The following is a 25,552-nucleotide window of genomic DNA, read 5'->3' as shown; positions in this document are numbered from 1 at the left end:
CGGAATGGCCGGCGCCCCCGAATGTCAAGCAGCCTTGCCGACTGCCATGCCCATTTCCCTGTTGAGGCTGTCTAGGAACGCCGCCATGTCGGTCTTGGAGATCTTGTCTCCCGCTACCCAGGCAACCGTGTTGTAGATGCCGAGGAAGGAGCCGCCGCAGTATTCGAGCATCTTCTCCGTCTCCTCGTCGTCAAGGCCGAGCTGTTCCTTGAGGAACGTGCCGAAACGTTTACGGGCGAGCTCCTGTTCCAGTACGAGATAGGGCTGGCTCTCGACATTGAGAATGCTCGATGGCAGCGCCGGCGCCTGGGCGCGAAGAACCTTTTCAAGGCGAATGTCGCGCGAAGATGCGGCAACCTCGATCGTAAGATCGCCGGCATCCAGAAGCCATTGGCGATGGTCCGGATCGTAATAGCGCAGGTCACGCGCTTCGATCGTGACTTCCACGCGCTTGCTTTCGCCCGGTTGCAAGGCAACTTTTGCGAAGCCCTTGAGTTCCCGGATCGGACGGATCAGGCGTGGCGTATGCGGCCGGACGTAGATCTGGGCGATTTCCTTACCCGGCACGCGACCCGTATTCGTGACATCGAAAGAGACCTTGAAGGTGCTCGATGCGTCGATCGTACCGGTGTCGATCGCAATGTTGGCGTATTGGAAGGAGGTGTAGCTCAGGCCGAAGCCAAAGGGGAACAGCGGTGCGAGTTTGCGCTTGTCGTAGGAGCGGTAGCCCGCATGAATCCCCTCGCTATAGATGTGCCGGTTGTTTTCACCAGGATAGGTGAGGAAGCCGGGCGTGTCTTCGAGCTGGACCGGGAACGTGACGGTGAGCTTGCCGCAAGGATTCTGCTTGCCGAACAGCACCTGGGCGACGGCATGCCCAGCCCCCTGCCCGCCGAAGAAGGCGGCAAGCACAGCCGCGGTCTCATCGATCCAGGGCATGACGACGGCATCTGGAGTTGCAAGGACGACGACAAGCTTGCCATTGCGTTGAGACAGACGCTCAATGAGCTCGTCCTGGCCGTCATGCAGATTGAGATGCGTACGATCCGAGCCCTCACCATCGTAGCCGACCTCGGTATTGCCAAAAAACAGGACGACATCGGCGCCATCGATGCCAGCGAGCGCGGCGGCTTCCGTCGAACTGCCAGCCTCGAAATCCGAAACCGCATGGAAACTGACGTCAGCACCGGGCGCCATCTGGCGGATTTCCGCAAGCGGAATGTCGACTTCGGTCGGCCGCGTTGTCGCGCAGCCCGATCCCTGAATGACCGGCTCGGTCGCCGCTGCACCGACAAGCGCAATCTTGCGAAGCTTGCCGCCATCCAGCGGCAGCAGTGCATCTTCGTTTCTCAAAAGAACGATCGATTCCGCCGCCATGCGCTGTGAGAGAGCATGATGCTTCTTGTAGTCCGCTGTCGCGTTCGGCTTGATATTGTTACGGGCCAGGCGCACCAGCTTCAGCATCCGCAAGCAGGAGCGATCAAGAACCTCCATCGGAACGCGGCCGGCTTCGACCGCGTCCAGCAGCTCCTGCTTGCGAGCCCCGCTTTCGGGCATGTCGAGATCGTTGCCGGCATTAAGCGACGCCGGGCGATCCTTGATCCCGTGCCAGTCGGAAACCACGACACCGTCATAGCCCCAGTCGTCACGCAGGACTTCCGTCAACAGCCAATGATTTTCGGCCGCCTGTACGTCGTTCAACCGGTTGTAGGAGCTCATCACGGTCCACGGATTGGACTTGCGGATCGCACGCTCGAAGCCCGCGAGATAGATCTCGCGCAGGGCGCGCTCCTCGACCACCGAGCTCATCGTCGTGCGCTGGACCTCGGAATTGTTGCAGGCAAAATGCTTGAGTGAAGCGCCGACGCCGTTTTTCTGCATACCGTTGATGACGGCAGCAGCGATTTCGCCGGTCACGACCGGATCTTCGGAATAATATTCGTAGCTACGACCGGCAAGCGGAGTACGACGGATATTGATCCCGGGACCAAGCAGGATGTTGACGCCGAAGGCCTGGCATTCCGCCGCCAGCGCTTCGCCGAGTTCATGGGCCAAATCGACATCCCAGGAGCAGGCAAATGACGAGCCGTTGGGGAAGCAGGTGGCCGGGCGGGTCGAGCCGAAGGCACCCTCGACACCGCGCGACAGATCGGCATTGACGACGCCGAGGAAGGCGGCCAATTGACTATCGCTGTCCTGTGGCCCATCGATCTGCTCGATCGAGTAGCGCACCCCGTAGGTGCCGTCGGTCATCAGGACTTCCGGGATATTGAGGCGGTAATTGGCAGCGGTTCGCCAGAGGCCGTAGCCGCTCACCGTCGCGACCTTTTCCTCGAGCGTCATCTGTTCGACGAGATGCCCAAGTTCCCTATCGGAAATATTCCACGTCATCGCTACTCCATCCCATTATGCCAGGCGATCCGGCAGCCCTTGCAGGCCTCCTCGCCTGTGCGGAACCATCGTCCGCATCAAAGAACGATAGATTGATGACACAGGAAAACGCAGTCATCTAGCCGCGAAAATTGCTCTGGAATTACGACAGTTTTTGATATTTATTGCTCCTGGAAGTGAGGAGGATGACAATGAATATCGCCTATTTGAAGCACAATCCGGCCCCTGAAATCATGGATTGTGGCTTCCAGAACCACGGGCCTTCAGCGGAATCGCACTGCCGTCCCTTCGTCCATGGCTATGCGGACGTTCCCTACCACTGGCATCGGGAGATGGAGATACTTTTCGTTCTGCGCGGAAGCTTTCGCCTTGTCGTCGACGGCCAGACCTGCGAGATGAACGAGGACGACATGATCGTCATCAATGCCGACGTCCCGCACAATTCAACATCGATCTCGCGCGATGCGCTGATCTGCGGCGTTCATCTCGATATCGCGCATTTCGAGCGGATGGGCTTACCCGGTTTCGGCTCCCGGCAATATCTGTGCCGCACCTTCCTGCACAGTCGTTCGTTCATGACGAAAGTTGCCCCGATCAAATCGTTGATGGCGCGTTTGATACTCGACCAGACAAGCCATCCGGACGAACCCATGGCGCGCCAGATCATTGCCAACCTGTTGGCAAACTATGTCTATCGCTGCATCCCTTACGAAAAAGCGGACCCTGCCGGAGCTCAACTGCGGTCCGACAGCCGCCATCGCATCGTGCGGATCATGGATACACTGGGCGAGAATGACGAGAGCCAGCATCTGAGCCAGATTGCCGAAACCGAAGGGCTGACGCTCAGCCACCTCTCAAGATTGTTCAAGCGCCATGTCGGCATCGGCTATCGGGACTACTCTCAAAATCTTCGCCTCGACAATGCCGCCGACGAGCTGCGTACTGGAGACGAGACCGTTGGCACCATCATGGAACGCAACGGCTTCGGCAATCCTGCGGTTTTCTATAACAAATTCCGAGCTCGGTTCGGCTGTAGCCCGGCAGAGTTTCGGCGAGGGCGCCGCCCTCTCAAGCCGCAAAGCGTGCTGACGGAAGACGATGCGGCAGAGGCACAGAAGATCCTTACCGCGCATGCGGCGACCGTCGGCAAGGCAGCGGAGCTCGTAATCGGGCTAACGACGAGCGGCAGGCGCCACATCGTCATAACCGCCCCACACAACCCTAGCTTGAGCTAGATTCCAATCCTAGCTTGAGCTAGATTCCAATGCGTTGAGTTTTTCGAGAATTTGACGACCTACGGCAGCCCCGGGTGGGGCGATCAACGACCTCGTTTCGGTTCGCGATGTAGAGGCGAACCGAACATGAAGACTGCGCTCCCGTCATTTCAAGTTCGAGGTAACTTTTGCATCGCCGGCCGGCATTGCCGCGCACCTCGGACTTGATCTGCGCAAGAAACGACTAGGGATCGCGCTTGCGTAGCCAAGTTGACGCCTTGTCGAGGGACACCCGCCCGTGGACGTTATTTTGTCCTGGCGGGTCTCCTGGCTCACGGGTCGTCACCTCTGCCCGTCTTCCCAAGGTTTTCGCCTCAGTGACGCTATGGGCCGCGGCTTGCCGGTTGCAGTTGGGGGGCAGCCCCGGCTTTACCGAAGTCTCGGCGCACCGGTAGCGCTTCCGCAAAACAACCTGTGACATGCTGAGCAGCGACAACGTCATCACCTGTTCCGGACATCAGGCCGTCGAATAGGGTGCAAATGACGAGACGGATTCATCGATGATGAGCTCCTTGGCCGCCGGCGGAAAAGCTCTCTGTGGGCAATCCTTACGTTCGCAAAGCTTGCAACCAACGCCGATGGGCGTTCGCGCGGCCGGATCGTCAAGAGGCAATGCCTTTGAATAGACCAACCGGGCCGCATCCGCCAAATTGCAGCCCAGTCCAACAGCGAAGCTCTTGACCGATCCACCGAAGCCGCCGCTCTGATGCATCACAGTGCGCGCGATCCAGAGATAGGCCCTGCCATCGGGCATCTCGGCGAGCTGCGTACAGATGCGCCCCGGTTGAGCGAATGCCTCGTAAACGGTCCACAGCGGACATGTTCCACCAATCCTTGAGAAGTGGAAGTGCGTGGCCGACTGCCTCTTCGACATGTTGCCGGCCCGATCGACGCGCACGAGAAAGAAAGGCACGCCACGCGCCGTGGGGCGCTGCAACGTGCTCAACCGGTGACAGATCGTCTCGAAACCGACGCCGAACTTTTCACCAAGAAGATCGATGTCATAGCGTAAGGCTTCCGCAGCCTCGAGGAAGACCGTGTAGGGCAGGATCAGCGCGCCGGCAAAGTAATTGGCAAGCCCGATGCGGGCAAGCGAGCGGGTCTCGTCACTGCTGAAACGTCCAGCTTTCGTCAGTCGGTCCAGCAGATCCCTGTGTTCCAGGAAGCATAGCTGGGTCGCCAGTTGAAACGCACGCTGTCCAGCGTTCAGCCGCGAGGAAATCCGAAGAATTCCTGTCGCAGCCTCAAAGCGGCGCTGCATCTCATCGCCTCCGGTCTCGACCCTGACGGCGTGTTTTTCGAGCAGACGACCCTGCAACTGAATGTGGAACGATCCGAGCGGCGTGCCGAATTCGCCCGCCAGTCCTTCAGCGGCTTCATCCAGTTCGGGAATGTAATTGCTCTGCGAAGAGAAGTAGTCCCGAACCTCCTCATAGGGCATGGCAGGCAAAGCCGCAGCGGTCGTACCACGGTCATCCCCGAGTTTTGCGGCAAAAGTTTCCGCCCGCTCCGATGCCTGAAACCACTGCTTTTGCAATCGCAGCATTGCGCGCCCGACAGCCGGCATATTGACGGCGATCTCCCGGATCTCGCTGTTGCTGATGGTCTCCCCGAGCGCCGGGTTTGAAAAGAGCTCGCGCAGCTCGCCGACCAACCGCGCCTCGTCCTCCTCGGAGAACAACTGGACGTCGACGCCGAAGGCTGCGTTGAGACGCAGAAGCACCGGAACGGTGATTGGCCGTTGGTTGTTCTCGATCTGATTGAGGTAGCTCAGCGAAATCCCGAGCTTGTCCGAAAGTGCCTGTTGCGTCAGGCGGCGTTCTTCGCGCAATCGCTTGAGGCGAACTCCAACAAATGGTTTCTTCATCTAGACCTCTCGATCTTCGCAAACTTTGCAGATTTGCAAATCGTACTTCGCAAACTTCTGCAATTTCAGCTATTTATCATTTCTTCTACCAGTAGATATTGCGAAGAAATGTCTTGTTGGCAAGCGCTGGGAGCGACCATGGAATGCAGCGACATCCCGACCGGAGCGACAAACTGCCTCTTTGCCGAAATGATCTTTCCGGAACACGCCAATCACTACGGTACCCTTTACGGCGCCAAGGGTCTTGAGATGATGGGGCGCGCGGCCTTTGTCGCGGCCAGTCGCTTTGCCCGCCAGCCGGTCGTCATGGCAGCAACGGACGCGGTCAGGTTTCGAAAGCCCGTGCCGATCGGCAGCCTGCTCGAATTCACGGCCGTCGTAACAAGATGCGGCCATGCGTCGATGACCGTTCTCGTCGAGGCGACGATGGAAAATCTGACCAGCGGCAGACGCCATCAGGCCATGACGGGCCGCTTTGAAATGGTGGCAGTCAATGAACATGGCCGCCCCGCGCCTTTACAAAACAACTGTCATGTCGAAATACTCGAGGAGACGCATTCGTGAAACTGCATAATGTCCGCACCCATAAGTCGGCTGAGCATCTGGCCCGCGAAGACCAGCTTGCCTGGAAGATCGCCGCGGTCGCCGTCGATGATGCCGCACTGGATGACGATGTCGTCGAGATGATCGGCAACCGCATCATCGACAATGCCGCCGTTGCAACTGCTTCACTATCGCGGCGCCCGGTTGCCAGCGCTCGCGCCCAGGCCATCACTCATCCCTACGCCCCCGGAGCCACGATCTTCGGCCTTTCCGAAGCCAGGCGCTTTTCGCCGGAATGGGCGGCCTGGGCAAATGGCGTTGCCGTTCGCGAGCTCGATTTCCACGATACGTTTCTTGCCGCCGACTATTCGCATCCAGGCGACAACATCCCCGCCATACTGGCGGTGGCGCAGCATTGCGGCTTGAATGGCGCGGCTCTTACGCGCGGCATCGCCGTCGGTTACGAGATTCAGGTCGACCTGGTGAAGGGCATCTGCCTGCACGAACACAAGATCGATCATATCGCGCATCTCGGCCCATCGGCGGCGGCCGGCATTGGTGCCGCGCTCGGCCTTCCCGTGGAAACCATCTATCAGGCCGTGCAACAGGCGCTGCATGTCACGACCACGACGCGCCAGTCGCGCAAGGGTGAGATCTCGAGCTGGAAGGCCTATGCGCCGGCCTTTGCCGGAAAGATGGCCATTGAAGCCGTCGACCGCGTCATGCGCGGTGAAGGCGCGCCCTCGCCCGCCTGGGAAGGCGAGGATGGTTTCATCGCCTGGCTGCTCGGCGGACCGAAGGCCGAGTATATCGTGTCTCTGCCGGAGAAAGGTGAGCCGAAACGCGCGATCCTCGACACCTATACCAAGGAACACTCAGCCGAATATCAGAGCCAGGCGCTCATCGATCTCGCTCGGCGCATGGGACCGAAGATCGGCGATCTCTCGAAGATCGAGAGCATCGTCATCCACACCAGCCATCATACACACTACGTCATCGGAACCGGGGCCAACGACCCGCAAAAGATGGACCCGAAGGCGAGCCGCGAAACGCTTGATCACTCGATCATGTATATCTTCGCCGTCGCGCTGGAAGATCGGGGCTGGCACCACGAGCGCTCCTATGCGCCTGAACGGGCCAACCGACCAGAGACGGTCGCCCTCTGGCGCAAAATTACCACGGTCGAAGACCCTGCCTGGACCAAGCGCTACCACAGTCACGATCCGGCGGAGAAGGCGTTCGGCGGACGCGTCGTCGTCACCCTGCGGGACGGGACCGTCATAGAGGATGAGCTGGCCGTCGCCGACGCCCACCCGCTCGGCGCCAAGCCGTTCAGACGAGGTGACTATGTCAACAAGTTCCGGACGTTGGCCGAGGGCGTTGTCGCGCCTGCAGAACAGGACCACTTCGTCGCCACGGTGGAACGCCTCACCTCGCTGAAACCCGAAGAGCTGGGGCAACTCAACTTTCAGGCGGAACATCCCTTGCCCGGCACGGCTACCGCCCGCGGCATCTTTGACTGGAACAAGTAGCGGAGGATCATCATGACAGCATTTAAGCCAAAGAAATCCGTCGCGCTTTCAGGCGTAATCGCTGGCAATACAGCTCTCTGCACCGTGGGGCGCACCGGCAACGATCTGCATTATCGCGGCTACGACATCCTCGATATCGCCGAAACCTGCGAGTTCGAGGAAATCGCACATTTGCTGGTCCACGGCGCCCTTCCGACGGCTACGGAGCTCTCGGCCTATAAATCGAAGCTTAAAGCGCAGCGAGGTCTTCCCGATGTCGTGCGTCGTACCCTGGAACTGCTGCCGGCGGCGACCCATCCCATGGACGTCATGCGCTCGGGCGTCTCCGCATTGGGCTGCGTCCTTCCGGAAGCGCCCGATCACAACCATCCCGGTGCCCGCGATATCGCCGATCGGCTGATGGCCTCGCTCGGCTCCATGCTGCTCTACTGGCACCACTTTGCCCAGAATGGCCGGCGCATCGATGTGGAAACGGAAGACGATTCGATCGGTGGCCATTTCCTGCATCTGCTGCACGGACGCACACCGAGCGCCTCACATGTCCGCGCCATGCATACCTCGCTGATCCTCTATGCCGAGCATGAGTTCAACGCATCGACATTTACGGCCCGATCTATCGCCGGGACCGGCTCGGATATGTATTCGGCAATTGCAGGAGCGATCGGTGCCTTGCGCGGGCCGAAGCATGGCGGCGCCAATGAAGCCGCCTTCGACGTCCAGAAGCGCTATTCAGATCCCGCAGAAGCCGATGAGGATATCAAACGCAGGGTCGAGGCGAAGGAAGTCATCATCGGTTTCGGCCACCCGGTCTATACCGTCGCCGACCCACGCAACAAGGTGATCAAGAAGGTCGCGCGCGAACTCTCGGTCGATGCCGGCACAATGAAGATGTTCGATATTGCCGAACGGATCGAGACGACTATGGCGCAGACTAAGAACATGTTTGCCAATCTCGACTGGTTCAGCGCCATCTCCTATCATATGATGGGTATTCCGACCGCGATGTTCACACCGCTTTTCGTGGTTTCGCGAACATCCGGCTGGGCAGCTCATATCATCGAGCAGCGCGCGGATAACAAGATCATCCGCCCATCCGCCAATTATATTGGCCCGGAGAACCAGACATTCGTGCCGATCAACAAGCGCAGCGGCCCGAAAATCCGTCCGAAAGCCGCCTGAGGAGTTGAAAATGCCGTATCTCGTCGCATCCGAATTACCCGACGCCCCCGCCGGAATCCGTTTCAGGGAGCTGCTGGAGCGTAATGGCATCCTGCAGCTTCCCGGCGCCCATAACGGCATGGCAGCTCTCCAGGCCAAGGCGGCGGGTTTCGAAGGCCTCTATCTCTCCGGCGCTGCCATGACCGCCTCCATGGGTATTCCCGATCTCGGGATCATCACGGTGGACGAGGTTGCCTTTTTCATCCGCCAGATCGCGCGGGCAAGCGGCCTGCCGCTGCTTGTCGATGGCGACACGGGCTATGGCGAGGCATTGAACGTCATGCACATGGTGCGAACCTTCGAAGATGCGGGCGCCGGCGCAGTCCACATCGAAGACCAGCTGCTTCCGAAGAAATGCGGGCATCTGAACGACAAGAGGCTTGCGGACGCGCATGACATGGCAGCAAAGGTCGCGGCTGCGGCGAAGGCGCGCCGTCATCTCTATCTGATCGCCCGGACCGACGCGGCGGCCAGCGAAGGCATTGACGGCGCCGTTGCGCGTGCCAAGCTGTTTATGGAAGCCGGCGCCGACGCCATCTTCCCCGAAGCCCTCAACAGTGCCGAGATGTTTCGCGAATTTGCGCGGCGCATGCCGGGCGTTCCCTTGCTTGCCAACATGACCGAATTTGGCAAAACGCCGTTTTTCACCGCATCCGAATTCGAGGAGATGGGCTACCGCATGATCATCTGGCCCGTCTCTTCATTGCGAGTCGCCAACAAGGCTCAGGAAAAGCTTTACGCCACCTTGAAGCGCGACGGCTCCGCAGAGGCCGTTTGGACCGAGATGCAAACGCGCGGCGAACTCTACGACACTATCGGGCTTCACGACTATGAAGCGCTCGATGCCTCGATCGTGAAGACGATCCTTCCCAATTCAGGGTCGCGATAACCCTGTGGCTATGATATGAGGCGGCCATGAACGATTTCGTACGCTCCGTTTTGACCCCGCCCGACGGCAGCAAGAAAGTGCTGCTGCATTCCTGTTGTGCGCCGTGTTCGGGGGAAGTGATGGAGGCAATGTCGGCCTCGGGCATCGACTACACCATCTTCTTCTACAATCCGAACATCCATCCGGAGCGTGAATACCTCTTGCGCAAAGAGGAGAATGTTCGCTTCGCGGAAAAGAACGATGTGCCCTTTGTCGACGCCGACTATGACAAGGACAACTGGTTTGCCCGGGCGAAGGGAATGGAATGGGAGCCTGAGCGCGGCGTTCGCTGCACGATGTGTTTCGACATGCGCTTCGAACGGACAGCGCTCTATGCACACGAGAACGGTTTTCCGGTGATGACCAGTTCGCTTGGGATCTCGCGCTGGAAAAACATGGCGCAGATCAATGATTGCGGCGAGCGGGCAGTCGCTCCTTATGACGGCCTCAGCTATTGGGATTTCAACTGGCGTAAAGGCGGCGGTTCCGCCCGCATGATCGAGATCAGCAAGCGGGAGCAGTTCTACCAGCAGGAATATTGCGGCTGCGTCTATTCGCTGCGCGACTCGAACATGCACCGCCGCAGCCAGGGACGCGAACCGATCGAGCTCGGCAAGCTCTATTACGGCAAGGACGACACGGCGAGCTAGGGTATTGCGCCGGCCCACTCGATTTCCCGTCGTTCAAAACTGCCTGCGATCGCGCATGAAGTTCGCATACCATTCGACGAACTGCATTACACCGCCTTCATGCTCGACCGAATATGGTCCCGGCTCATAGGCTGGAGAGCGGATGCCAAACGCATTCTCCTCGACGATCCGGCGGTCCTGATCGTTGGTTTCGTTCCAGACATGCGTCAGTTCGTCGATGTTATAGTCGACGCCTTCGACGGCATCCTTGTGAACCAGCCATTTTGTCGTGACCTGCGTTGATTCCGGGCCCAGCGGCAGGACGCGGAACGTAATGGCATGATCGACCAGCACATGGTTCCAGGTGCTTGGATAATGGAAAAGCAGCAGCGTACCGATGTGGCTCTGGCTGACATCGTCGGAGAGTTGGTGCTTCACGGCCCGCTTGCCTGACATGGTATAGCTTTCCGCGTCCTCGATCAGCGGCATGCGCGCCACGCGGAACTGGCCGGTCGAAGAAATCTTGAATTCGCTCGGCAGGCCGGAGGCCTCGCAGCGTGCCCAATGTTCGGCGATGACGGGATCATCCTTTGCACCCTGGACCCCGGTTGCGGTCGGAGCCTCCGGATAGGTCCGGCACAGTTCCGGGTGATTGGCCGCGCAATGATAGCATTCGCGATTGTTCTCCCAGACCAGTTTCCAATTGCCCTTTTCGATGATCGTGCTTTCGAAGGCGACCTTCGTGTCCTTGAGATTATGCGGAGCAAGATAGCTTGCGACCATCTCGCGCATCGGACCAAAATCGAGCGGCTCATCGGCGAGGCTTACGAAAATATAGCCGCCGACGGTCTCGCAATGGACCGGCTTGAGGCCATTTGCCGACTTGTCGAAATCCTCGCCCATCTGCCGTGCGAACAGCAGCGAGCCGTCCAGTTCGTAGGTCCATTGATGATAGGGACAGACAAGCTTGGCCGATGATCCCTTGGGCTGCGTGCAGACGCGCGATCCGCGGTGTCGGCAGGAATTATGCAGGGCGCGAATTACGCCTTGCCGATCCCGCGTGATGACGATCGGATAGTCGCCGACCTGCAGCGTGAAGTAGTTGCCGGCTCTCGGAACCTCGCAATCGTGTCCGACGAAAAGCCAATCCTTGTACCAAATATGCTCGAGGTCGAGCCTGTACAGTTCCGGATCGGTGTAGAAAGCCTGTTCCAGGCTATAGCCATCGCGCCTGTTTTGCAGTTTGCGCAGCACGTCGCTGTAAAAATCCGTCATCAGATGCTCCCGGTTTGAGCACTGACTGAAAAGGCGGAAGATCGATCTCGATTGGCCCGGCAGCCAATACGCCAATCAGCTTCCTGAATGCCCTCCGCAGTCAGTCAAGTCATTCATGTGACCAAGGCTGGTTTCCGGGCTCCGAAGCCGCCCCGTCAGGGGCTTGCCGACACCTTCCCAGATCAATTGATCCAGTGGCCGTCGTCGGCATTAGGCTTCGCTACCGTTGCGGGGGCAGCGCCGGATTTCGACCGGCTTCCCAATTATCCACTTCGATTCGAAGCGGCACCAAGGACAGCATATTTAAACACGCCGCATTGCCGGCGTCTCCTTCGAAAAACGACGTCCGTCCATCGCATTCTGAACAGATCAGACCTTTATTTTCACGACGATGTGTCGCTAGGCCGACGCCTTCAGTCGGACGACCAATGACGGCGTTTTGAAAACCAATCGTTCGATGTTATTTTTCAAAGATAGATTGGAGTTGAGACGATGCCCTCGCATAGCCGACCCTCATTGGAAATTGCGGGCAAAGACGCCAGAGTAGCCTGGATCGCTTTAGTGTCGGCATGCGGCCTGGCCTTTTCCTATGTTCTGGCCTGTGCAACGCCATTCGCGGCGATCGCCGCCATCGCATCGGTGACGCTGAAGCGACGCGATGGAATTGCCGTTGTCGCCGCCACGTGGCTCGGCAATCAGGCGGTCGGATACCTGCTGCTCGGTTATCCCCGCGAATGGGACAGTTTTGCCTGGGGCGGAGTGATCGGCCTGGCGGCGGGCACGGCATTGGCGACGGATTTTGCGCTTGCGCGTCTCAAGTTTGGACCCGTCGTGACAGCCCTCGTCGCGCTGCTGGTCGGCTTCTGCGCCTACGAAATCGTGTTGTTCATCGCCACACTGATGCTGCCTTCCGGAGATGATGCATTCTCCTTGGCGGTCATCGCTCAGATTCTCCGCGACAATATCGTGGCCTTCGCAGGGCTGATGGCAATCTATGCGGTCATTCGTTCGGCGGGCTTTCTCGAGCCGGCCGGAAAAGCGACGCCACCTCGCACCCTTTGATCGAAGATCGTGAGAGCATTTCCTCCAAATAGAATCGTCTGTCTGACGGAAGAAACGGTCGAGGTCCTCTATCTGCTCGGTGAGCAGGAGAGGATCGTCGGCGTTTCCGGCTATGCGGTGCGGCCGCCCCAGGTTCGACGCGAAAAGCCGCGGGTCTCCGCCTTCACATCGGCCGATATCGACAAGATACTGGCGCTGGAGCCCGATCTCGTTCTGACGTTCTCGGATCTGCAGGCGCCGATCGTCGCAGACCTCGTCCGCCATGGAATTGCGGTGCATGCGTTCAATCAGCGTGACATCGCCGGAATTCTTGCAATGATCAGAACCGTCAGCGCCCTTGTCGGAGCCAGCCACAAGGGTGAAACCCTGGTTGCATTCTATCAGGCTCGCCTTGAAACCCTGCGGGCCCAATCAACCACGAGGCAACCCGTGAGAGTTTATTTCGAGGAATGGGACGATCCCATGATCTGCGGGATAGGCTGGGTTTCGGAACTGATCGAAATTGCCGGCGGAAACGATGTCTTTGCCGAAAGGGCGAGAAACAAGGCTGCCAGAGACAGGTTCGTTTCCTTTGATGAGGTGATCGCGGCAGCCCCCGATCTCATTCTTGCGTCATGGTGCGGCAAGAAAGTCGTCAGGGAGAAAATCGGCTCTCGGCCAGGCTGGCATGACGTTCCGGCTGTTCGCAACGATCAGATCGTCGAGATCAAATCGCCCCTCATCTTGCAGCCGGGTCCGGCCGCCTTGAGCGATGGTCTCGACGCGATCATTGCTGCGATTGCTCGCTTCCAGTCACGTATTTCGACGGAATAACGCCACACCGGCGCTTGCCATGAAGCAGATTGCGTGTTTCTGTAAAGCCGCTTTGGTGCCGCCCCGATATGAACGAGGCGGATAATTGGGAAGCCGGTTGAAGCCGGCGCTGCCCCCGCAACGGTAATGAAGCTGAAGTCGACGAATTGCCACTGGGCTTAGTGCCTGGGAAGGTCGTCGATAGCCCCAAAGAGGGCAGCTTCTCAGCCCGGAAACCAGCCATGAGCGCTAGAAACTCAGCGGATTGCGGTGGGCGATCTGGGGGACGGTACCACACCCGATTGATCAGCAGGATCGACGTGGTGGTCGGTGCCTGCCTTGTGGCTCCACCCATTTCGCCAGATGCGAGATAAGAGATGGAGCACTTGGACCCAATACGCAGTTCGCGGATGAGCCGTCACCCTGAAACTGCCGACGAACATCCAACTTCCGGCCTGGCGACCTCCTCCCGTTGCGCGAGCGCAACCCCACAGGACGTGTTTCTCGCCTGGCTGCTGACGTTGCCCGACGGCACCGACGTCCCGGCCGCGGCGCGTCTTGAGGTCGACATGATCGATCGCTCAAAATCGCCGCTACCTGCTTTGCTGACGCTTCGGACCATGATGGTTCAGGCTATGACGCCGGTTGGTCTTAGGCCGGAACGGCGGCGAGGTCGCAGATCCAACTAGGGGGCAATCGGCGCACTTCCTACTGCCGTAGTCAACGTGCCCAAGAGGGCATTCACGACGAAGCGATGGCGGTGTCCTGGCTCTTTCTCGCATCCAAGACAATCAGTTTTGAAGTCGCCTCGGGGCGATGTCGCCATTAGGACGCCGGTGAAGTTATTGAACAAGTCAGAACAGCTTGAGCCGCAATCTCATACGAAACTCAAAGTGGGCTTTATCCTCGCCCGGTCGTTTACGCTCTCAGCCTTCGCGCTGTTCGTGGACACCCTTCGGCTCGCAAGCGATGAGGCGGACAATTCCGGTCGCGTGCGAGCCGATTGGCAGGTTCTCAGCAGTTCTCGTCACTTCATAACGTCGAGCTGCGGTGTTCAGGTTGCGCCGACCTCTGCCTTCGTCGAGCCGAACAGGTTTGACTACATCGTGGTGGTCGGCGGCCTGTTGGGAGCAGACGACCCGATCGACGCTGAATCGATAGCCTGGTTGAAGCGTGCGGCCATTGCAAGGGTTCCGTTGATTGGCGTGTGTACCGGCACGTTCATATTGGCGGCTGCCGGCCTTTTGCGGCAGCATGAGACATGCGTCAGTTGGCTCCACTACCAGGCATTTCGTGAGTTCTTTCCCGATCATCGCGTCCGGTCCGATCGAATTTTCAACCTCGACAGGATGAGAGGCTCCTGTGCCGGCGGCAGCAGCGCCGCCGATATGGCGGCCTCGATCGTCCAGCGGCATATCGGCAAGAACGCTGCCCGAAAGGCAATGGAAGTATTGCAAATGGAGAGGGTACGAACGGATCGCGACCTGCAGCCCAGACGGCCATTAGGCATCAAATGCCGCGACACTCGTCTCAGATCCGTGCTCTTGAAGATGGAAGGCCATCTCGACGGGTCCCTATCCATACGCGGTCTGGCCGACGAAATCGGTCTTTGCCGGCGCCAGCTCGAGCGCTTGTTTGCCGAAGAGATCAAGATGACGCCCACGAATGTCTACAAGCGGATTAGAATGGAGCACGCAAAAGGGCTGCTTATGCGCTCGGATTCGTCTGTAATCGACATCGCGATGGAGATCGGGTTCTCAAGCACGGCACATTTCACCCGGGTCTTCAGGAGCATCTACGGCAAGACCCCGACGCAGGTTCGTATCTCCACCTCGCCGGCCCAGCTCATGCATGGATAATCCGACTTGCTCACGAACTTGCAAGACATCCGTGTCATTTCGGTCTAACGGGGCATGATTGTCGTTATCGGCTGCCATCAGGCTGCGGCCATTCGGCAAAATCGAAAGGAATGAATGTGGCAAACGATCTCAATCGCAATCAGGCGGCCTTCGCGACCCGCGCCGTCCATACCGGGCAGGAACCCGATCCTTTGACGGGCGCCGTCATTCCTCCCGTCTATCATGCAACGACCTTCGTTCAGGACGGTATCGGACGCAGCAAAGGATTCGACTATTCCCGCAGTGGCAACCCGACACGCAACATGCTGGAGCTTTGCCTTGCAGATCTCGAAGGTGCGGAAACCGCCTCAGTCTTTCCAAGTGGCCTCTCCGCCGCGGCAACATTGATCGAGGCATTGCCTGCCGGCTCATCGATCTTGGCGCATCACGATCTCTACGGCGGCGTGTACAGGCTGCTAGCAGATGTCAGGCCCGTGACTGCGGGCCACAGGATAAATTTCGTAGACTTCTCGGATATCGATGCCCTGAGACATGCTGTTGCCGCGCACCAGCCGAACCTGCTTTGGTTCGAGACGCCGTCCAATCCCACCCTGCGGATCGTAGATCTGTCCGCCGTTGCCCGGATCGGCAATGAGGCGAATGCCATCACCGTCTGCGACAGCACGTTTTCCTCGCCTGCGGGCCAGCGACCGATCGAGCACGGCATCCATATCGTCGTGCATTCGGCAACGAAGATGCTGAACGGCCACTCCGATCTTCTGGGCGGTGTCGTTGCTGTTTCGGCCAACGCACCGGCAGGGCTTGCCGAGCGGGTAAAATATCTGCAGAACGCTCTCGGCGCGGTGATGTCGCCCTCGGACTGCGCCCTGCTTCACCGCTCCCTGAAGACGCTGGAAATCCGCAGCACACGGCAATCCTCCTCCGCCCTGATGCTAGCATCCAGCCTGGAGCAACAGGCCCAGACACTCCGTCTCGACCGGGTCGTGTATCCCGGTTTGGAAAGCCATCCGCAGCATGCGCTGGCTACCCGACAGATGTTCAACTTCGGCTGCGTCATTTCCATCGAGCTTGCCGGCGACATTGCGCGCGTGGAACGCGTGCTTACGTCAACCCGTTACTTCCGCTTCGCCGTCAGCCTCGGAAGCGTCGAGAGCCTCATCCAGCACCCCGCATCGCTGACCCATGCAGTCGTTCCGGAAGACCAAAAGTCCGCGATTGGAATAGGCCCGCAACTCATCCGGCTCTCCATCGGTCTCGAGGACCCAATCGATCTCGAACGGGATTTGGTGCAGGCACTGGAGATTCGATCCTAGGGATTTTGTCAATGTCGATCCCCCTCGTCCCGTCCGAGCGGACTTCTTTCCGCTCGCCCGTTGGCGGATTTCACTAAAGACGCGGAGGTCGACGACCGTAAACGGGCTCGCTGCAAGCAACTGAATGGATCAGCCTTCAATACAGATAGGGATCGGAGCATTGTCGGCCGCGTCAACCAGACCATCGACCGGCAGCGCACTGCGCTGAACAAGGCTGTGGCACGCTGGACTCCGCCTAGCCTCTGAAGCGGTCAATTTAACGGTCAAGCACGGTCAGGATGGCGTTCAGCTCACCAGGCCCGATTGCTTTCCAGTTCAGGGCGCGCATGCTCACCTCGCTGCCCTTGCTTCCTGGTCGAGGTCGTTGAAACCGATCAGTGGATCGGAAAGGCCGTGCAGTTAGGGGGATGAGCCGTTGCATCTCCAAGGTCGCCTCTGCGCCTTTCCCTTCTATCCAGGCATGAGATACAAAGTCATTTCCTTGGGCGTCGTCGCCAGGCGGCCTCTTTACTGCCGGATATCGAGTTAGCCAATCCATGTCGGACCTTCCTTCCATAGCTTTGCTTTGCATCGTCACACTGTCGTGCCTCTCGATCCTTCTGTTTCATCTCGTCACCGGTGTGCCGCCGATGCCCTCGAGCGCAGCCGTAATTACCGACGTGATAGACCTGCTCCGCCAGGCAAACCTCCCGCCACGACCGAAAATCTACGAACTTGGAAGTGGATGGGGCTCGCTTGCAATAGCGCTCGCTCGTGCGTTTCCGGATGCGGAAATTCACGGATTCGAGCTCTCTCCCTTACCCTTCCTGTTTGCAAGACTGAGAACACGAGGCATCCGGAACCTTTCGATCCATTGGGGCGACTTCTTTCGTCAGGACGTCAGCGATGCAGACGCGATCACCTGCTATCTCATGATCAGACCGATGCCCAAGGTCGGCGCGTTCCTCGACAGCATGCTCCGTCCCGGAACGGCGGTCGTCTCTCTCACCTTCTGGTTTCGAGACCGCCGCGTCGATGCATCCAGAAACGGCGCTGGATTGCGTGGGGCCGCAGCCCTTTATTATTGGCCGGCCGAGAAGACGTAGCCTAAGCCTCAGCCGAGCGGCTGAGATGAACCCGATTGAGCTGACAGTTCAATAGAACTACGGCGATAAAATATTATCGATAGCTTAGTTCCTTAAGCCGAATTGCATGTCTTGGCGTCGCTTAGAGCGGTGGCCTTTCCTGATCCGAACCTCATACGCAATTGCATTACGGATGCATCTTCAGGACCGGGCTCAAAACGCCGGCATGACTCAGGCGCGGTCCAGGAACTCAAGCACCCGGCTGGTGAGCAGCGCGGCTGCACTGGCATCATACGATGCAAGAGAACTGTCGGCGAAGTAGTGCCGATCGCCTGGATAAAGGAAAAGCTTTGCGTCTTCGACCTTCGCCACGATCTCGCGAGCAGCGTCGATATCACCCTCACCGACGAAGATGGCGTCCTTGTCCATACCGTGGATCTGGACCGCAACGCCATCCGGCCAAGGCCCAAAGGCCCACTTGCCACTGATCGGCAGGCACGAGTGGAAGAGCAGGGCTCCGCGGGCGCCGGGCCGCGTCTGTGCGAGCTTCTGCGCCGGAAGTACCCCGAACGAGAACCCGGCATAGACGAGCTGAGAAGGCAGATCATCGGCGATGCGAACGCCCCGCTCCCGCAGGTCGTCGAATCCGACCTCACCGATATAGGCAAGACCATCATCGATGCTCTGGAACGTGCGTCCGTCGAACAGGTCGGGCGTATGCACGACGTGGCCGGCAGCCCGCAACTCGTCGGCGAATGCACGCACGCCCGCGGTCAGCCCCTGTGCATGATGGAACAACAAAACCTCAGCCATGGGGAGTCTCCGGTCGGGGATAATTGACACACGTTCTATCATCCTACACAGTCATCGTCTCGCGCGGAAGATGCATTAGAGGAAGAACTTCGGCAAGTCCGCCGGCGATGACGATAGACGGCGAGAACAACGCACGCGTTTCTCGCCGCTTCATCCAATTCCCGGGCAAAGGCCGCAGTCGGAGCAAAGGACCTGTCCGCAGACTTTTGCTGCCTACTTCTTCCAGTACTTGTCGACGTATTTCTGGATCTCGGTGCGCATGAAGCGGCCGGAAGCGTCGGCTCGGTCTTCCCAACCGAAGACGCAGGCTGTCACGATCCCGTCGAACCCGACATCGGCAAGCGACGAAAAGAATACATCCCAGTTAATCTCCCCCTGATACATGTCCATGTGCTGGTGGATCGTGACCTTGGCGCCCGGTGGGTTGATGATGTAGCGCAAACCGGACGAGGCGCGGTGGTTGTAGGTATCGGCCACATGGACATGCGCGATGAGTTCGCCGGCATCGCGTATCATCTTCGCCATGTCGTCGCCGAAGTAGAAGGTATGCGGCGCGCAGTAGAGGAACTTGACGTTCTTCGAGCCGATCATCTTCAGCATGTCGATCGCCGGATGCAGCGTCTCGCACCAGTCCTCGGGATGCGGCTCCATGTTCAGGTTGACGCCTTCCTTTTCGAAGACCGGCACCAGCTCTTCGATCGACCGCCACCAGGCAGCTTCACTATGCTCGTGCGTAAAGTGTCCGCCGCAGCAATTGGAGCGGTGGCCGCGATCGGGAGACGGCCCTCGTCCGAACTCGGAGTTCATCGTATCGACGCCAAGCTCGACGGCAAGATGAATGGCCTCCTTCCAATAGGAGACCGCAGCCTGCCGTTCGTCTTCATGCGGGCTTGCCCAGCGATACATCGGCAAAAGCGAAGCCACCTGGACGCCATGGTCCTTGAGTGCCTTCTTGAACTCCTTGATGCGCTGCTTGTGCGCGCGTGGCCGTACCCACCACGGAAGCAGATCGTCACGCGGCGAAACCTCGATATATTCGTAGCCAAGCTCGGCCGCCTTGCGGCACAGTTCGTTGAGCGGCAGATGTCGGTGCATGTGCGGATCGAGTGCAATCTTCATGTGTTGTCCTCCTCTATCAATTGCCTAGGCGGCAGGCTTCAACGCCGCCGGGGCATAGAAAGCGGGGCGCTCCCCGATCCGGATCGGCACGATCTGGCCAGAGTGCTTGGCCTCTACGCAGGCATCGGCGGTCACGGCCGCGAAGTAACCGTCCCAGGCGGTCGGCCCGCGCACGACACCCACCTTGACAGAGTCGATCCACTCCTGAAGCTCGACATCGTAGCTGTCGATGAAACGCAGCTTCCAGTCCTGAAGGATTTCGTGGCTGAGCTTCGCATCCTTGCGCAACAACACGCTCATGGGTTCGGGCAGATAACCGATGCCGTCCTCTCCGACGACCTGGCACTGGATGTCATAACCATAGGGGCAATTGACGAAGACCTCGACGTCGATCCGGACACCCTTCCTGGTTTCGAGAAGGATCATGTGGGGATCGTCCAGATCCTTGCGCGCATGTTTCGTCTTCCTGGGCATGATGACCTGCGCGGAGATGTAGTCGTCATCCAGCAGCCAGCGGAGCACATCGATCTCGTGCGGGAAGCTGTCGGTAATCGCCATGTCGCCGCCATAGACGTCCGGAACATTCGGATTGCGGTGGGCGCAATGAACCATCAGCGGTTCGCCGAGATTGCCGCTGTCAATCTGCTGCTTCAGCAGGCGATAGCTCTTGTCGTAACGGCGCATGAAGCCGACCTGGACGAGGTGGCGGCCGCTTGCGACTTCCGCATTGACGATGTTGAGGCAGGCTGCAGCGGTCGTCGCGAGCGGCTTTTCGCAAAAGACGGGCTTGCCGGCCGCGATCGAGGCTAGCACGAACTCCTCATGCGTCGGCCCCCAGGACGTGACCACGATAGCCTCGACGTTGGGATCGGCCACGAGATCGTGCCCGTTTTCGAAGACGCGGGCGGCGGGTGTCAGGCGCCTGGCAACCTCTCCGGCCTGCGACCTGTTGATGTCGTTGACGGCAACGACCGTCGAACCGACAAGTTTGTTGTGCAATCGCTCGATATGTTCCTGGCCGATAGCGCCGGTTCCGATAACACCGATCTTGAGCATGTTTCCTATTCCTTTGAATGGGTCAGTCGAAATCACGCGGCAAGGCGAGCTTCAGCGTGGTCAGGGATTTCTTGACACCGGTGAGCGGCTCCATCCCGGCATCCTCCATTTCGAGGCTGACGGGGCCGTCATAACCAACCAGCCGAGCAACGGCGAAGAACTCCTTCCACCACTGCACATCGTGCCCGTGGCCGAGAGCCACGTAGTTCCAGGACCGCCTTGCGATATCGTTGATCCAGTAGGTGTCGATCAGGCCATTGGCCTCGGCAAGCGTCCGCTCGAGGCGCACGTCCTTTGCATGCATGTAGTGGATCGCCTCGCCAAGCAGACGCAAGGCCGCAATCGGATCGCCACCCATCCACATGTGGTGGCTCGGATCGAAATTCATGCCGATCACGGGGTCGACATGCTCGCGCAGCCTCAGCATGTTGGCGGGGTTGTGGATCATCGTCGCGCCAAGGTTCTCGATGGCGACCTTGATGCCGCATTCCCGGGCAAGCTGGCCCGCCCTCTGGAAATACGGGATGAGGACCTCGTTCCACTGATAGTCGAGCGCCTTCTCGTGCTCCGGCAGGATGACATGGGTAATCCAGTTCGGCAGCGCATCCGTTGGCGTGCCGCCAGGGCAGCCGGACATCATGACAACAGTCTTGACACCAAGCTTTTCCGCAAGGCGGAAGGTCTTGTCGACGACGGCGTGATGCTCCTCGCCAATTGGACCGGGGTGGAGCTGGTTGCCGGAACAATTGAGCGCGGCGATCGACAGGCCGCGGCGCTCAAGGGCGGCTAAAAACTCCCTCCGCGCAAGCTCGCTCGACAGCAGTTCGTCGAGCTTCAGATGCGGCGCCTTCGACCAGTTGCCGCAACCGAGTTCGACAGCCTCGAACCCGAGCTTGGACACAGTGTCGAGCATATCCTCGAATGGGAGGTAGCCGAGAATGTCGGTTACCAGACTAAGACGCATCATTTCATTGGCTCCGCTGACGTCATTGCATGTTGGATCGGCGTGCCGGGACGCCTCCCGCCCCGGCACGCCCGCTCGGGAGGAATTACTTCTTCATGTACTGATCGACATTGTCCTTGGTGATGGACTCGAACGGCACCAGCTTCTCAGCCGGCGGCTGTTCACCCTTCTTGATGCCTTCCACCACTTCGAAAGCGGCCTTCGCCTGACCACCGGCATTCTGGAAGATCGTCTGGGACATCTCGCCCGCCTTGATTGCCTTGAGCGCATCCGGCACGCCGTCGACGCCGGCGATCATCACGCCCTTCAGACGGTCGGAACCCTTCAATGCTTCCAGTGCACCGAGCGCCATCTGGTCGTTCGCGGCGACGATAGCGTCAAACTTCGGGAAACTCTGGATCCAGTCTTCCGTGACCTTCATGCCTTCGGCGCGGTCGTAGTTTCCGGTCAGGCTCGCGAGGATCTTCACGTCCGGACGTCCGAGCGCTTCCTCGAAGCCCTTCTTTCGTTCCTGCGAATGGTAGAGACCGGGAGTGCCTTCCAGATAGAGGATCTGCGCGTCCTTCGGCAGCTTCGCCTTCATGTATTCGGCCTGCATCTTGCCGGCGTCGACGTTCTTGGAACCGACGAAAGTATATTTGCCGCCGGCCGACTGGATGCCGAGTGCGACAACCGGAATTCCGGCCGCATTGGCCTTCTCGACGCCCGGAACGATGCCCTGATAGTCAACAGGGACGACCACGATGGCATTGACCTTCTGGGCGATGAAATTGTCGATCTGGTCGAGCTGCTTGCTCGCATCGTTGTTGGCATCGGCAAACTTGATGTCGACGTTCGGATCGGACTTGGCGGCATCGACGAAAGCCGTCTTGCGCGCCATGACGAAGACGTCGGTATCCGCCATATTGGCATAGCCGACCACGAACTTGTCGGCGGCAAATGTGCTGGTCGCGGACAAAGCAGCGATCGATACGGCTGCCGCCAGTGCGAGTTTGGTCATGAATTTCATTGGTTCTTCTCCTCCCATTGGGCGTTACAAAGTTCAGGCTTTTCGGCGCGCCCTTTCGCGCCGACACACAGGTGGTCCTCCGCGTGTGCGGTTCGTTACTTGCGGGAACTGTTCGATCAGGCCTTCTTCTTGCTGCGGGCCGATTTCGTCCAAACATCAAGGATGACGGCGATCGCGATGATCAGGCCCTTGATGATCTGCTGCCAGTACGAGCTGACATTCATGAGATTGAGGATGTTGTTGATGACGCCGATGATCATCGAGCCGATGATGGTACCGGTAATCGTTCCTGTGCCGCCCATCAGGCTGGTGCCGCCGACGACGACAGCGGTGATCGCATCGAATTCATAGCCGACGCCGCCTGCCGGTTGGCCCGAATTGATGCGGGACATCAGGACGATGCCGGCGATCGCACAGAGAATTCCGTTGTAGATGAACGCCTTCACGACGATGCTGTCGGGGTTGATGCCGGATGCGCGCGCAGCGCGGCCGTTGCCACCGACGGCATAGACATAGCGCCCGAACTTCGTCTTGTTCAGCAATATCCATGAGATCACGACGAAGATGGCGAGGATAAGCACCGAGATCGGTACAGGCCCGATGGAACCCTGGCCGATGACCTTGAATTCGCCAAGACCGGAGACAGGCGCACCGCCGGTATAAAGCAGCACGGCACCTCTTGCGACGGTCGTCATCGCCAGCGTCATGATGAAGGACGGGATGCGAAAAAACGTAATCACAAAGCCATTTATGAAGCCCGTCACTATACCCATGGCGACGCCCGCGGCCACGGCAAGCGCAATGCTTCCGGTCGTTGCCATAACACTTGTTGCGATTACGCCGCACAGCGCCAGCACCGATCCAAGCGAGACGTCGATCTGGCCGAGAATGATGATGAAGGTGACGCCGCAGGCAAGAAGGCTGACGACGACGACCTGGCGCAGGACATTCGTGAGGTTCGCCTCCGTCAGAAAGGTGGGGCTCAGCAGCGAGGCCAGGATGCAGATGCCGGCAAAGATCAGGATGGTGCCGTATTTGCGGTAGATCAGGGCGAAGTCGATCCCATGAGATTTCGTTTGGGGTTTGGGCGTCGCGCCCTTCGTGACCGCAGCCATCGGTTCGGTACTCATCAATGTCCTCCCGTTGCGAGGCGCATGATGCTTTCCTGATTGGCCTCGCTTCTTGTCAGTTCGCCGGCGACCCGGCCCTCGCTCATCACAACGACGCGGTCGCTCATCCCCAAGATTTCCGGCAGCTCCGACGAGATCATGATGATCGCCAGGCCCTGCCTGGCGAACTCAGTCATCAGCCTGTGGATCTCGGATTTCGATCCGACGTCGATGCCGCGTGTCGGCTCGTCGAGGATCAGGAGCTTGAGGTCGCCGAGAAGCCATTTGGCGAGCACGATCTTCTGCTGATTGCCGCCGCTCAAGTTTTCGACGATCATCGCCGTATCCGGCGTCTTGATCTGTAGCATCTTGATCATGCGTTGGGCGGCTGTTTCCTCCTGCCTTTCGCTGATGAAGAGGCCGCCTGCAAATTTCTTAAGATTGGCAAGCGAGATGTTTTCGCCGACCGACCGGCACAGGACCAGCCCTTCAGCCTTCCTGTCCTCGGATACCATCGCGATGCCGCGGGAGATCGCATCCTTTGGCGATGTGAGTTTCAGCGAGGTACCGTTCAGGCGCACGGTTCCGCCATCGGCTTCATCAAGGCCGAAAATGACGCGCGCCACCTCGGTGCGACCGGCACCGATCAAACCGGACAAACCCAGAATCTCGCCGGCGCGAACGGTGAAACTGACATTCTCGAAGACACCGGTTCGGGTGAGCTTCTCGAGCGAGAGCACGACATCGCCGATCGGAACCTCTTCCTTTGGAAAGATGCTGGAAATCGTGCGGCCGACCATCTGCGAGATCAGCTTGGAAGGATCATATTCGCTCGCAGGCGCCGTCGCGATGAACTGGCCGTCGCGCATGACGGTGATGTCGTCGGCGATCTGGAAGATTTCATCCATCTTGTGGGTGATGTAGATGATGGCGACGCCGTTTGCCTTGAGGTCGGCGATCTGCCGGAACAGCATGGCGACCTCGGTGTCGCTGATCGCCGAGGTCGGCTCGTCCATGATGACGAGCAAGGCCTGACGAGAGATCGCCTTTACGATCTCGATCAACTGCATGGCGGCGATCGAAAGATCGCGCATCTTCGTATCCGGACTATATTTGAGACCAAGCCTGTCGAGCAGCGCCTTGGTGTCGGCATTCATTCTGGCGAAATCGACGAAGCGCGACAGAAAGCCCTTGCCGGACAGGGCGGGTTCACGACCGAGGAAGATGTTTTCGGCGATCGTCATGTCAAGAACCGGGCTCAGTTCCTGGTGGATCATGGAGATCCCGCGTTCGAGCGCAGCCGAAGTGCTCTGCCCGGTCAGCGCCTCACCCTTGAAGAAGATCTCGCCACCATCGATGGCATAGGTCCCGCTCAGGATCTTCATCAGCGTCGACTTGCCCGCTCCGTTTTCGCCGACAAGGACATGGACGGTGCCGGCGCGAACCTTGAGGTTCATTCCATCAAGAGCAAGCACGCCGGGAAATGCCTTGACGATGTCACGCATCTCGAGAACGAGGTCATCGCCCTGCGAAGAATGTCTGCTTGCGCTGTCTCCAAGACGCGCCGATCCCATGGCCGCAGACATGTCTGCTCCTCCCAAGTTCCGCCTTCCGGCGCTTCATTTCGATGACTGAATGCTTCCTCCAGTGGCGCTGAAATCACCACACGCCCCCATTTCTGTCAATTTGACGCTGGACGATTCTCCCAAAAGATACCATACTGACTCTCATTTTC

General features: G+C 59.0%; 21 protein-coding genes and 3 riboswitches. Of the genes, 11 read left to right on the top strand and 10 right to left on the bottom strand.

All coding sequences use genetic code 11. From position 1 onward, the window contains the following. Positions 1-24 precede the first annotated feature (24 nt). Positions 25-2,391 carry a glycoside hydrolase family 3 C-terminal domain-containing protein gene (locus BJ928_RS16805; protein WP_047631330.1) on the bottom strand — a complete coding sequence of 789 codons (2,367 nt, stop codon included), beginning with the start codon at positions 2,389-2,391 and terminating at the stop codon, positions 25-27. 191 nt (positions 2,392-2,582) lie between these two features. On the opposite strand from BJ928_RS16805, the gene BJ928_RS16800 reads away from it, so the two are divergent. Beyond that, on the top strand, positions 2,583-3,626 hold the full coding sequence (locus BJ928_RS16800; RefSeq protein ID WP_047631332.1) for a helix-turn-helix domain-containing protein: 1,044 nt from the start codon (positions 2,583-2,585) through the stop codon (positions 3,624-3,626). Positions 3,627-3,904: 278 nt separating this feature from the next. Next, positions 3,905-4,096: riboswitch (cobalamin riboswitch) on the bottom strand. A 26-nt stretch (positions 4,097-4,122) separates the two neighbouring features. Here BJ928_RS16800 and BJ928_RS16795 read toward each other — a convergent pair. Further along, on the bottom strand, positions 4,123-5,532 hold the full coding sequence (locus BJ928_RS16795) for a short-chain fatty acyl-CoA regulator family protein (protein WP_047631334.1): 1,410 nt from the start codon (positions 5,530-5,532) through the stop codon (positions 4,123-4,125). Here BJ928_RS16795 and BJ928_RS16790 point away from each other — a divergent pair. Genes BJ928_RS16790 through BJ928_RS16770 form a run of 5 tightly spaced genes read left to right on the top strand, consistent with a single transcriptional unit; the run spans position 5,470 to position 10,403 of the window. Next, positions 5,470-6,096 (top strand): hotdog domain-containing protein, encoded by a 627-nt coding sequence (locus BJ928_RS16790; protein ID WP_348628223.1) that lies wholly within the window; start codon positions 5,470-5,472, stop codon positions 6,094-6,096. The genes BJ928_RS16795 and BJ928_RS16790 overlap by 63 nt on opposite strands. Continuing rightward, on the top strand, positions 6,093-7,607 hold the full coding sequence (locus BJ928_RS16785; protein WP_047631335.1) for an MmgE/PrpD family protein: 1,515 nt from the start codon (positions 6,093-6,095) through the stop codon (positions 7,605-7,607). The genes BJ928_RS16790 and BJ928_RS16785 overlap by 4 nt, the downstream gene beginning before the upstream one ends. A 12-nt stretch (positions 7,608-7,619) precedes the next feature. Beyond that, positions 7,620-8,786, top strand: a complete 1,167-nt coding sequence (gene prpC, locus BJ928_RS16780; protein WP_047631336.1) for a 2-methylcitrate synthase — start codon at positions 7,620-7,622, stop codon at positions 8,784-8,786. Positions 8,787-8,796: 10 nt separating this feature from the next. Next, positions 8,797-9,714, top strand: a complete 918-nt coding sequence (gene prpB, locus BJ928_RS16775; RefSeq protein ID WP_047631337.1) for a methylisocitrate lyase — start codon at positions 8,797-8,799, stop codon at positions 9,712-9,714. 26 nt (positions 9,715-9,740) lie between these two features. Next, positions 9,741-10,403: an epoxyqueuosine reductase QueH gene (locus BJ928_RS16770; RefSeq protein WP_047631339.1), complete on the top strand. Its 663-nt coding sequence runs from the start codon at positions 9,741-9,743 to the stop codon at positions 10,401-10,403. Positions 10,404-10,436: 33 nt separating this feature from the next. Here the strand turns inward: BJ928_RS16770 and BJ928_RS16765 are convergent, their stop codons facing one another. Continuing rightward, a complete protein-coding gene (locus BJ928_RS16765) occupies positions 10,437-11,657 on the bottom strand; it encodes an aromatic ring-hydroxylating dioxygenase subunit alpha (protein ID WP_047631341.1) in 1,221 nt (406 codons plus the stop codon). A gap of 107 nt (positions 11,658-11,764) precedes the next feature. After that, positions 11,765-11,965, bottom strand: a riboswitch (cobalamin riboswitch). Positions 11,966-12,218: 253 nt separating this feature from the next. On the opposite strand from BJ928_RS16765, the gene BJ928_RS16760 reads away from it, so the two are divergent. The 5 genes from BJ928_RS16760 to BJ928_RS16730 all read left to right on the top strand — a co-directional run bounded on the left by BJ928_RS16760 (position 12,219) and on the right by BJ928_RS16730 (position 17,768). Further along, positions 12,219-12,719 (top strand): hypothetical protein, encoded by a 501-nt coding sequence (locus tag BJ928_RS16760; protein ID WP_052227661.1) that lies wholly within the window; start codon positions 12,219-12,221, stop codon positions 12,717-12,719. 9 nt (positions 12,720-12,728) lie between these two features. After that, the gene (locus tag BJ928_RS16755; RefSeq protein ID WP_047631346.1) at positions 12,729-13,532 is read left to right on the top strand and encodes a cobalamin-binding protein; all 804 of its coding nucleotides are present in this window, start codon (positions 12,729-12,731) and stop codon (positions 13,530-13,532) included. A gap of 36 nt (positions 13,533-13,568) precedes the next feature. After that, a riboswitch (cobalamin riboswitch) is annotated at positions 13,569-13,771 on the top strand. A 585-nt stretch (positions 13,772-14,356) separates the two neighbouring features. Further along, positions 14,357-15,370, top strand: a complete 1,014-nt coding sequence (locus BJ928_RS16745) for a GlxA family transcriptional regulator (RefSeq protein ID WP_183079423.1) — start codon at positions 14,357-14,359, stop codon at positions 15,368-15,370. Between the two features lie 116 nt (positions 15,371-15,486). Further along, positions 15,487-16,683 (top strand): PLP-dependent aspartate aminotransferase family protein, encoded by a 1,197-nt coding sequence (locus BJ928_RS16740; protein ID WP_047631581.1) that lies wholly within the window; start codon positions 15,487-15,489, stop codon positions 16,681-16,683. Positions 16,684-17,219: 536 nt separating this feature from the next. Continuing rightward, positions 17,220-17,768 carry a class I SAM-dependent methyltransferase gene (locus tag BJ928_RS16730; RefSeq protein WP_052227662.1) on the top strand — a complete coding sequence of 183 codons (549 nt, stop codon included), beginning with the start codon at positions 17,220-17,222 and terminating at the stop codon, positions 17,766-17,768. Between the two features lie 210 nt (positions 17,769-17,978). Here the strand turns inward: BJ928_RS16730 and BJ928_RS16725 are convergent, their stop codons facing one another. The 7 genes from BJ928_RS16725 to BJ928_RS16695 all read right to left on the bottom strand — a co-directional run bounded on the left by BJ928_RS16725 (position 17,979) and on the right by BJ928_RS16695 (position 25,391). Further along, complete coding sequence (locus tag BJ928_RS16725) at positions 17,979-18,602, bottom strand: dienelactone hydrolase family protein (RefSeq protein WP_082011849.1); 624 nt, start codon at positions 18,600-18,602, stop codon at positions 17,979-17,981. Positions 18,603-18,773: 171 nt separating this feature from the next. After that, positions 18,774-19,679, bottom strand: coding sequence for a sugar phosphate isomerase/epimerase (locus tag BJ928_RS16720; protein WP_047631352.1), 906 nt, complete (start codon positions 19,677-19,679; stop codon positions 18,774-18,776). Positions 19,680-19,703: 24 nt separating this feature from the next. Next, positions 19,704-20,735, bottom strand: coding sequence for a Gfo/Idh/MocA family oxidoreductase (locus BJ928_RS16715; RefSeq protein ID WP_047631353.1), 1,032 nt, complete (start codon positions 20,733-20,735; stop codon positions 19,704-19,706). 22 nt (positions 20,736-20,757) lie between these two features. After that, positions 20,758-21,702, bottom strand: a complete 945-nt coding sequence (locus BJ928_RS16710; protein WP_120296579.1) for a sugar phosphate isomerase/epimerase — start codon at positions 21,700-21,702, stop codon at positions 20,758-20,760. 82 nt (positions 21,703-21,784) lie between these two features. Beyond that, entirely contained in the window at positions 21,785-22,708 is a 924-nt protein-coding gene (locus BJ928_RS16705; RefSeq protein ID WP_047631355.1) for a sugar ABC transporter substrate-binding protein, read from the bottom strand. Between the two features lie 116 nt (positions 22,709-22,824). Continuing rightward, positions 22,825-23,838: an ABC transporter permease gene (locus tag BJ928_RS16700; RefSeq protein ID WP_047631357.1), complete on the bottom strand. Its 1,014-nt coding sequence runs from the start codon at positions 23,836-23,838 to the stop codon at positions 22,825-22,827. Then, a complete protein-coding gene (locus tag BJ928_RS16695; protein ID WP_052227692.1) occupies positions 23,838-25,391 on the bottom strand; it encodes a sugar ABC transporter ATP-binding protein in 1,554 nt (517 codons plus the stop codon). The genes BJ928_RS16700 and BJ928_RS16695 overlap by 1 nt, the downstream gene beginning before the upstream one ends. Between the last annotated feature and the right edge of the window lie 161 nt (positions 25,392-25,552).

The sequence above is a fragment of the Rhizobium sp. WW_1 genome (genome assembly GCF_003610155.1).
GTDB lineage: Bacteria > Pseudomonadota > Alphaproteobacteria > Rhizobiales > Rhizobiaceae > Rhizobium > Rhizobium tropici_A.
This window is presented reverse-complemented; position numbering and strand designations above follow the sequence as displayed.

What these genes read in the sequence shown, in the direction of transcription:
- BJ928_RS16730 (WP_052227662.1), top strand. Translation starts at nt 17,220, where the DNA reads ATGTCGGACCTTCCTTCCATAGCTTTGCTTTGCATCGTCACACTGTCG.
- BJ928_RS16700 (WP_047631357.1), bottom strand. Translation starts at nt 23,838, where the DNA reads ATGAGTACCGAACCGATGGCTGCGGTCACGAAGGGCGCGACGCCCAAA.
- BJ928_RS16715 (WP_047631353.1), bottom strand. Translation starts at nt 20,735, where the DNA reads ATGCTCAAGATCGGTGTTATCGGAACCGGCGCTATCGGCCAGGAACAT.
- prpB (WP_047631337.1), top strand. Translation starts at nt 8,797, where the DNA reads ATGCCGTATCTCGTCGCATCCGAATTACCCGACGCCCCCGCCGGAATC.
- BJ928_RS16695 (WP_052227692.1), bottom strand. Translation starts at nt 25,391, where the DNA reads ATGGGATCGGCGCGTCTTGGAGACAGCGCAAGCAGACATTCTTCGCAG.
- BJ928_RS16765 (WP_047631341.1), bottom strand. Translation starts at nt 11,657, where the DNA reads ATGACGGATTTTTACAGCGACGTGCTGCGCAAACTGCAAAACAGGCGC.
- BJ928_RS16795 (WP_047631334.1), bottom strand. Translation starts at nt 5,532, where the DNA reads ATGAAGAAACCATTTGTTGGAGTTCGCCTCAAGCGATTGCGCGAAGAA.
- BJ928_RS16725 (WP_082011849.1), bottom strand. Translation starts at nt 18,602, where the DNA reads ATGATAGAACGTGTGTCAATTATCCCCGACCGGAGACTCCCCATGGCT.
- BJ928_RS16770 (WP_047631339.1), top strand. Translation starts at nt 9,741, where the DNA reads ATGAACGATTTCGTACGCTCCGTTTTGACCCCGCCCGACGGCAGCAAG.
- BJ928_RS16800 (WP_047631332.1), top strand. Translation starts at nt 2,583, where the DNA reads ATGAATATCGCCTATTTGAAGCACAATCCGGCCCCTGAAATCATGGAT.
- BJ928_RS16705 (WP_047631355.1), bottom strand. Translation starts at nt 22,708, where the DNA reads ATGAAATTCATGACCAAACTCGCACTGGCGGCAGCCGTATCGATCGCT.
- prpC (WP_047631336.1), top strand. Translation starts at nt 7,620, where the DNA reads ATGACAGCATTTAAGCCAAAGAAATCCGTCGCGCTTTCAGGCGTAATC.
- BJ928_RS16710 (WP_120296579.1), bottom strand. Translation starts at nt 21,702, where the DNA reads ATGATGCGTCTTAGTCTGGTAACCGACATTCTCGGCTACCTCCCATTC.
- BJ928_RS16720 (WP_047631352.1), bottom strand. Translation starts at nt 19,679, where the DNA reads ATGAAGATTGCACTCGATCCGCACATGCACCGACATCTGCCGCTCAAC.
- BJ928_RS16805 (WP_047631330.1), bottom strand. Translation starts at nt 2,391, where the DNA reads ATGACGTGGAATATTTCCGATAGGGAACTTGGGCATCTCGTCGAACAG.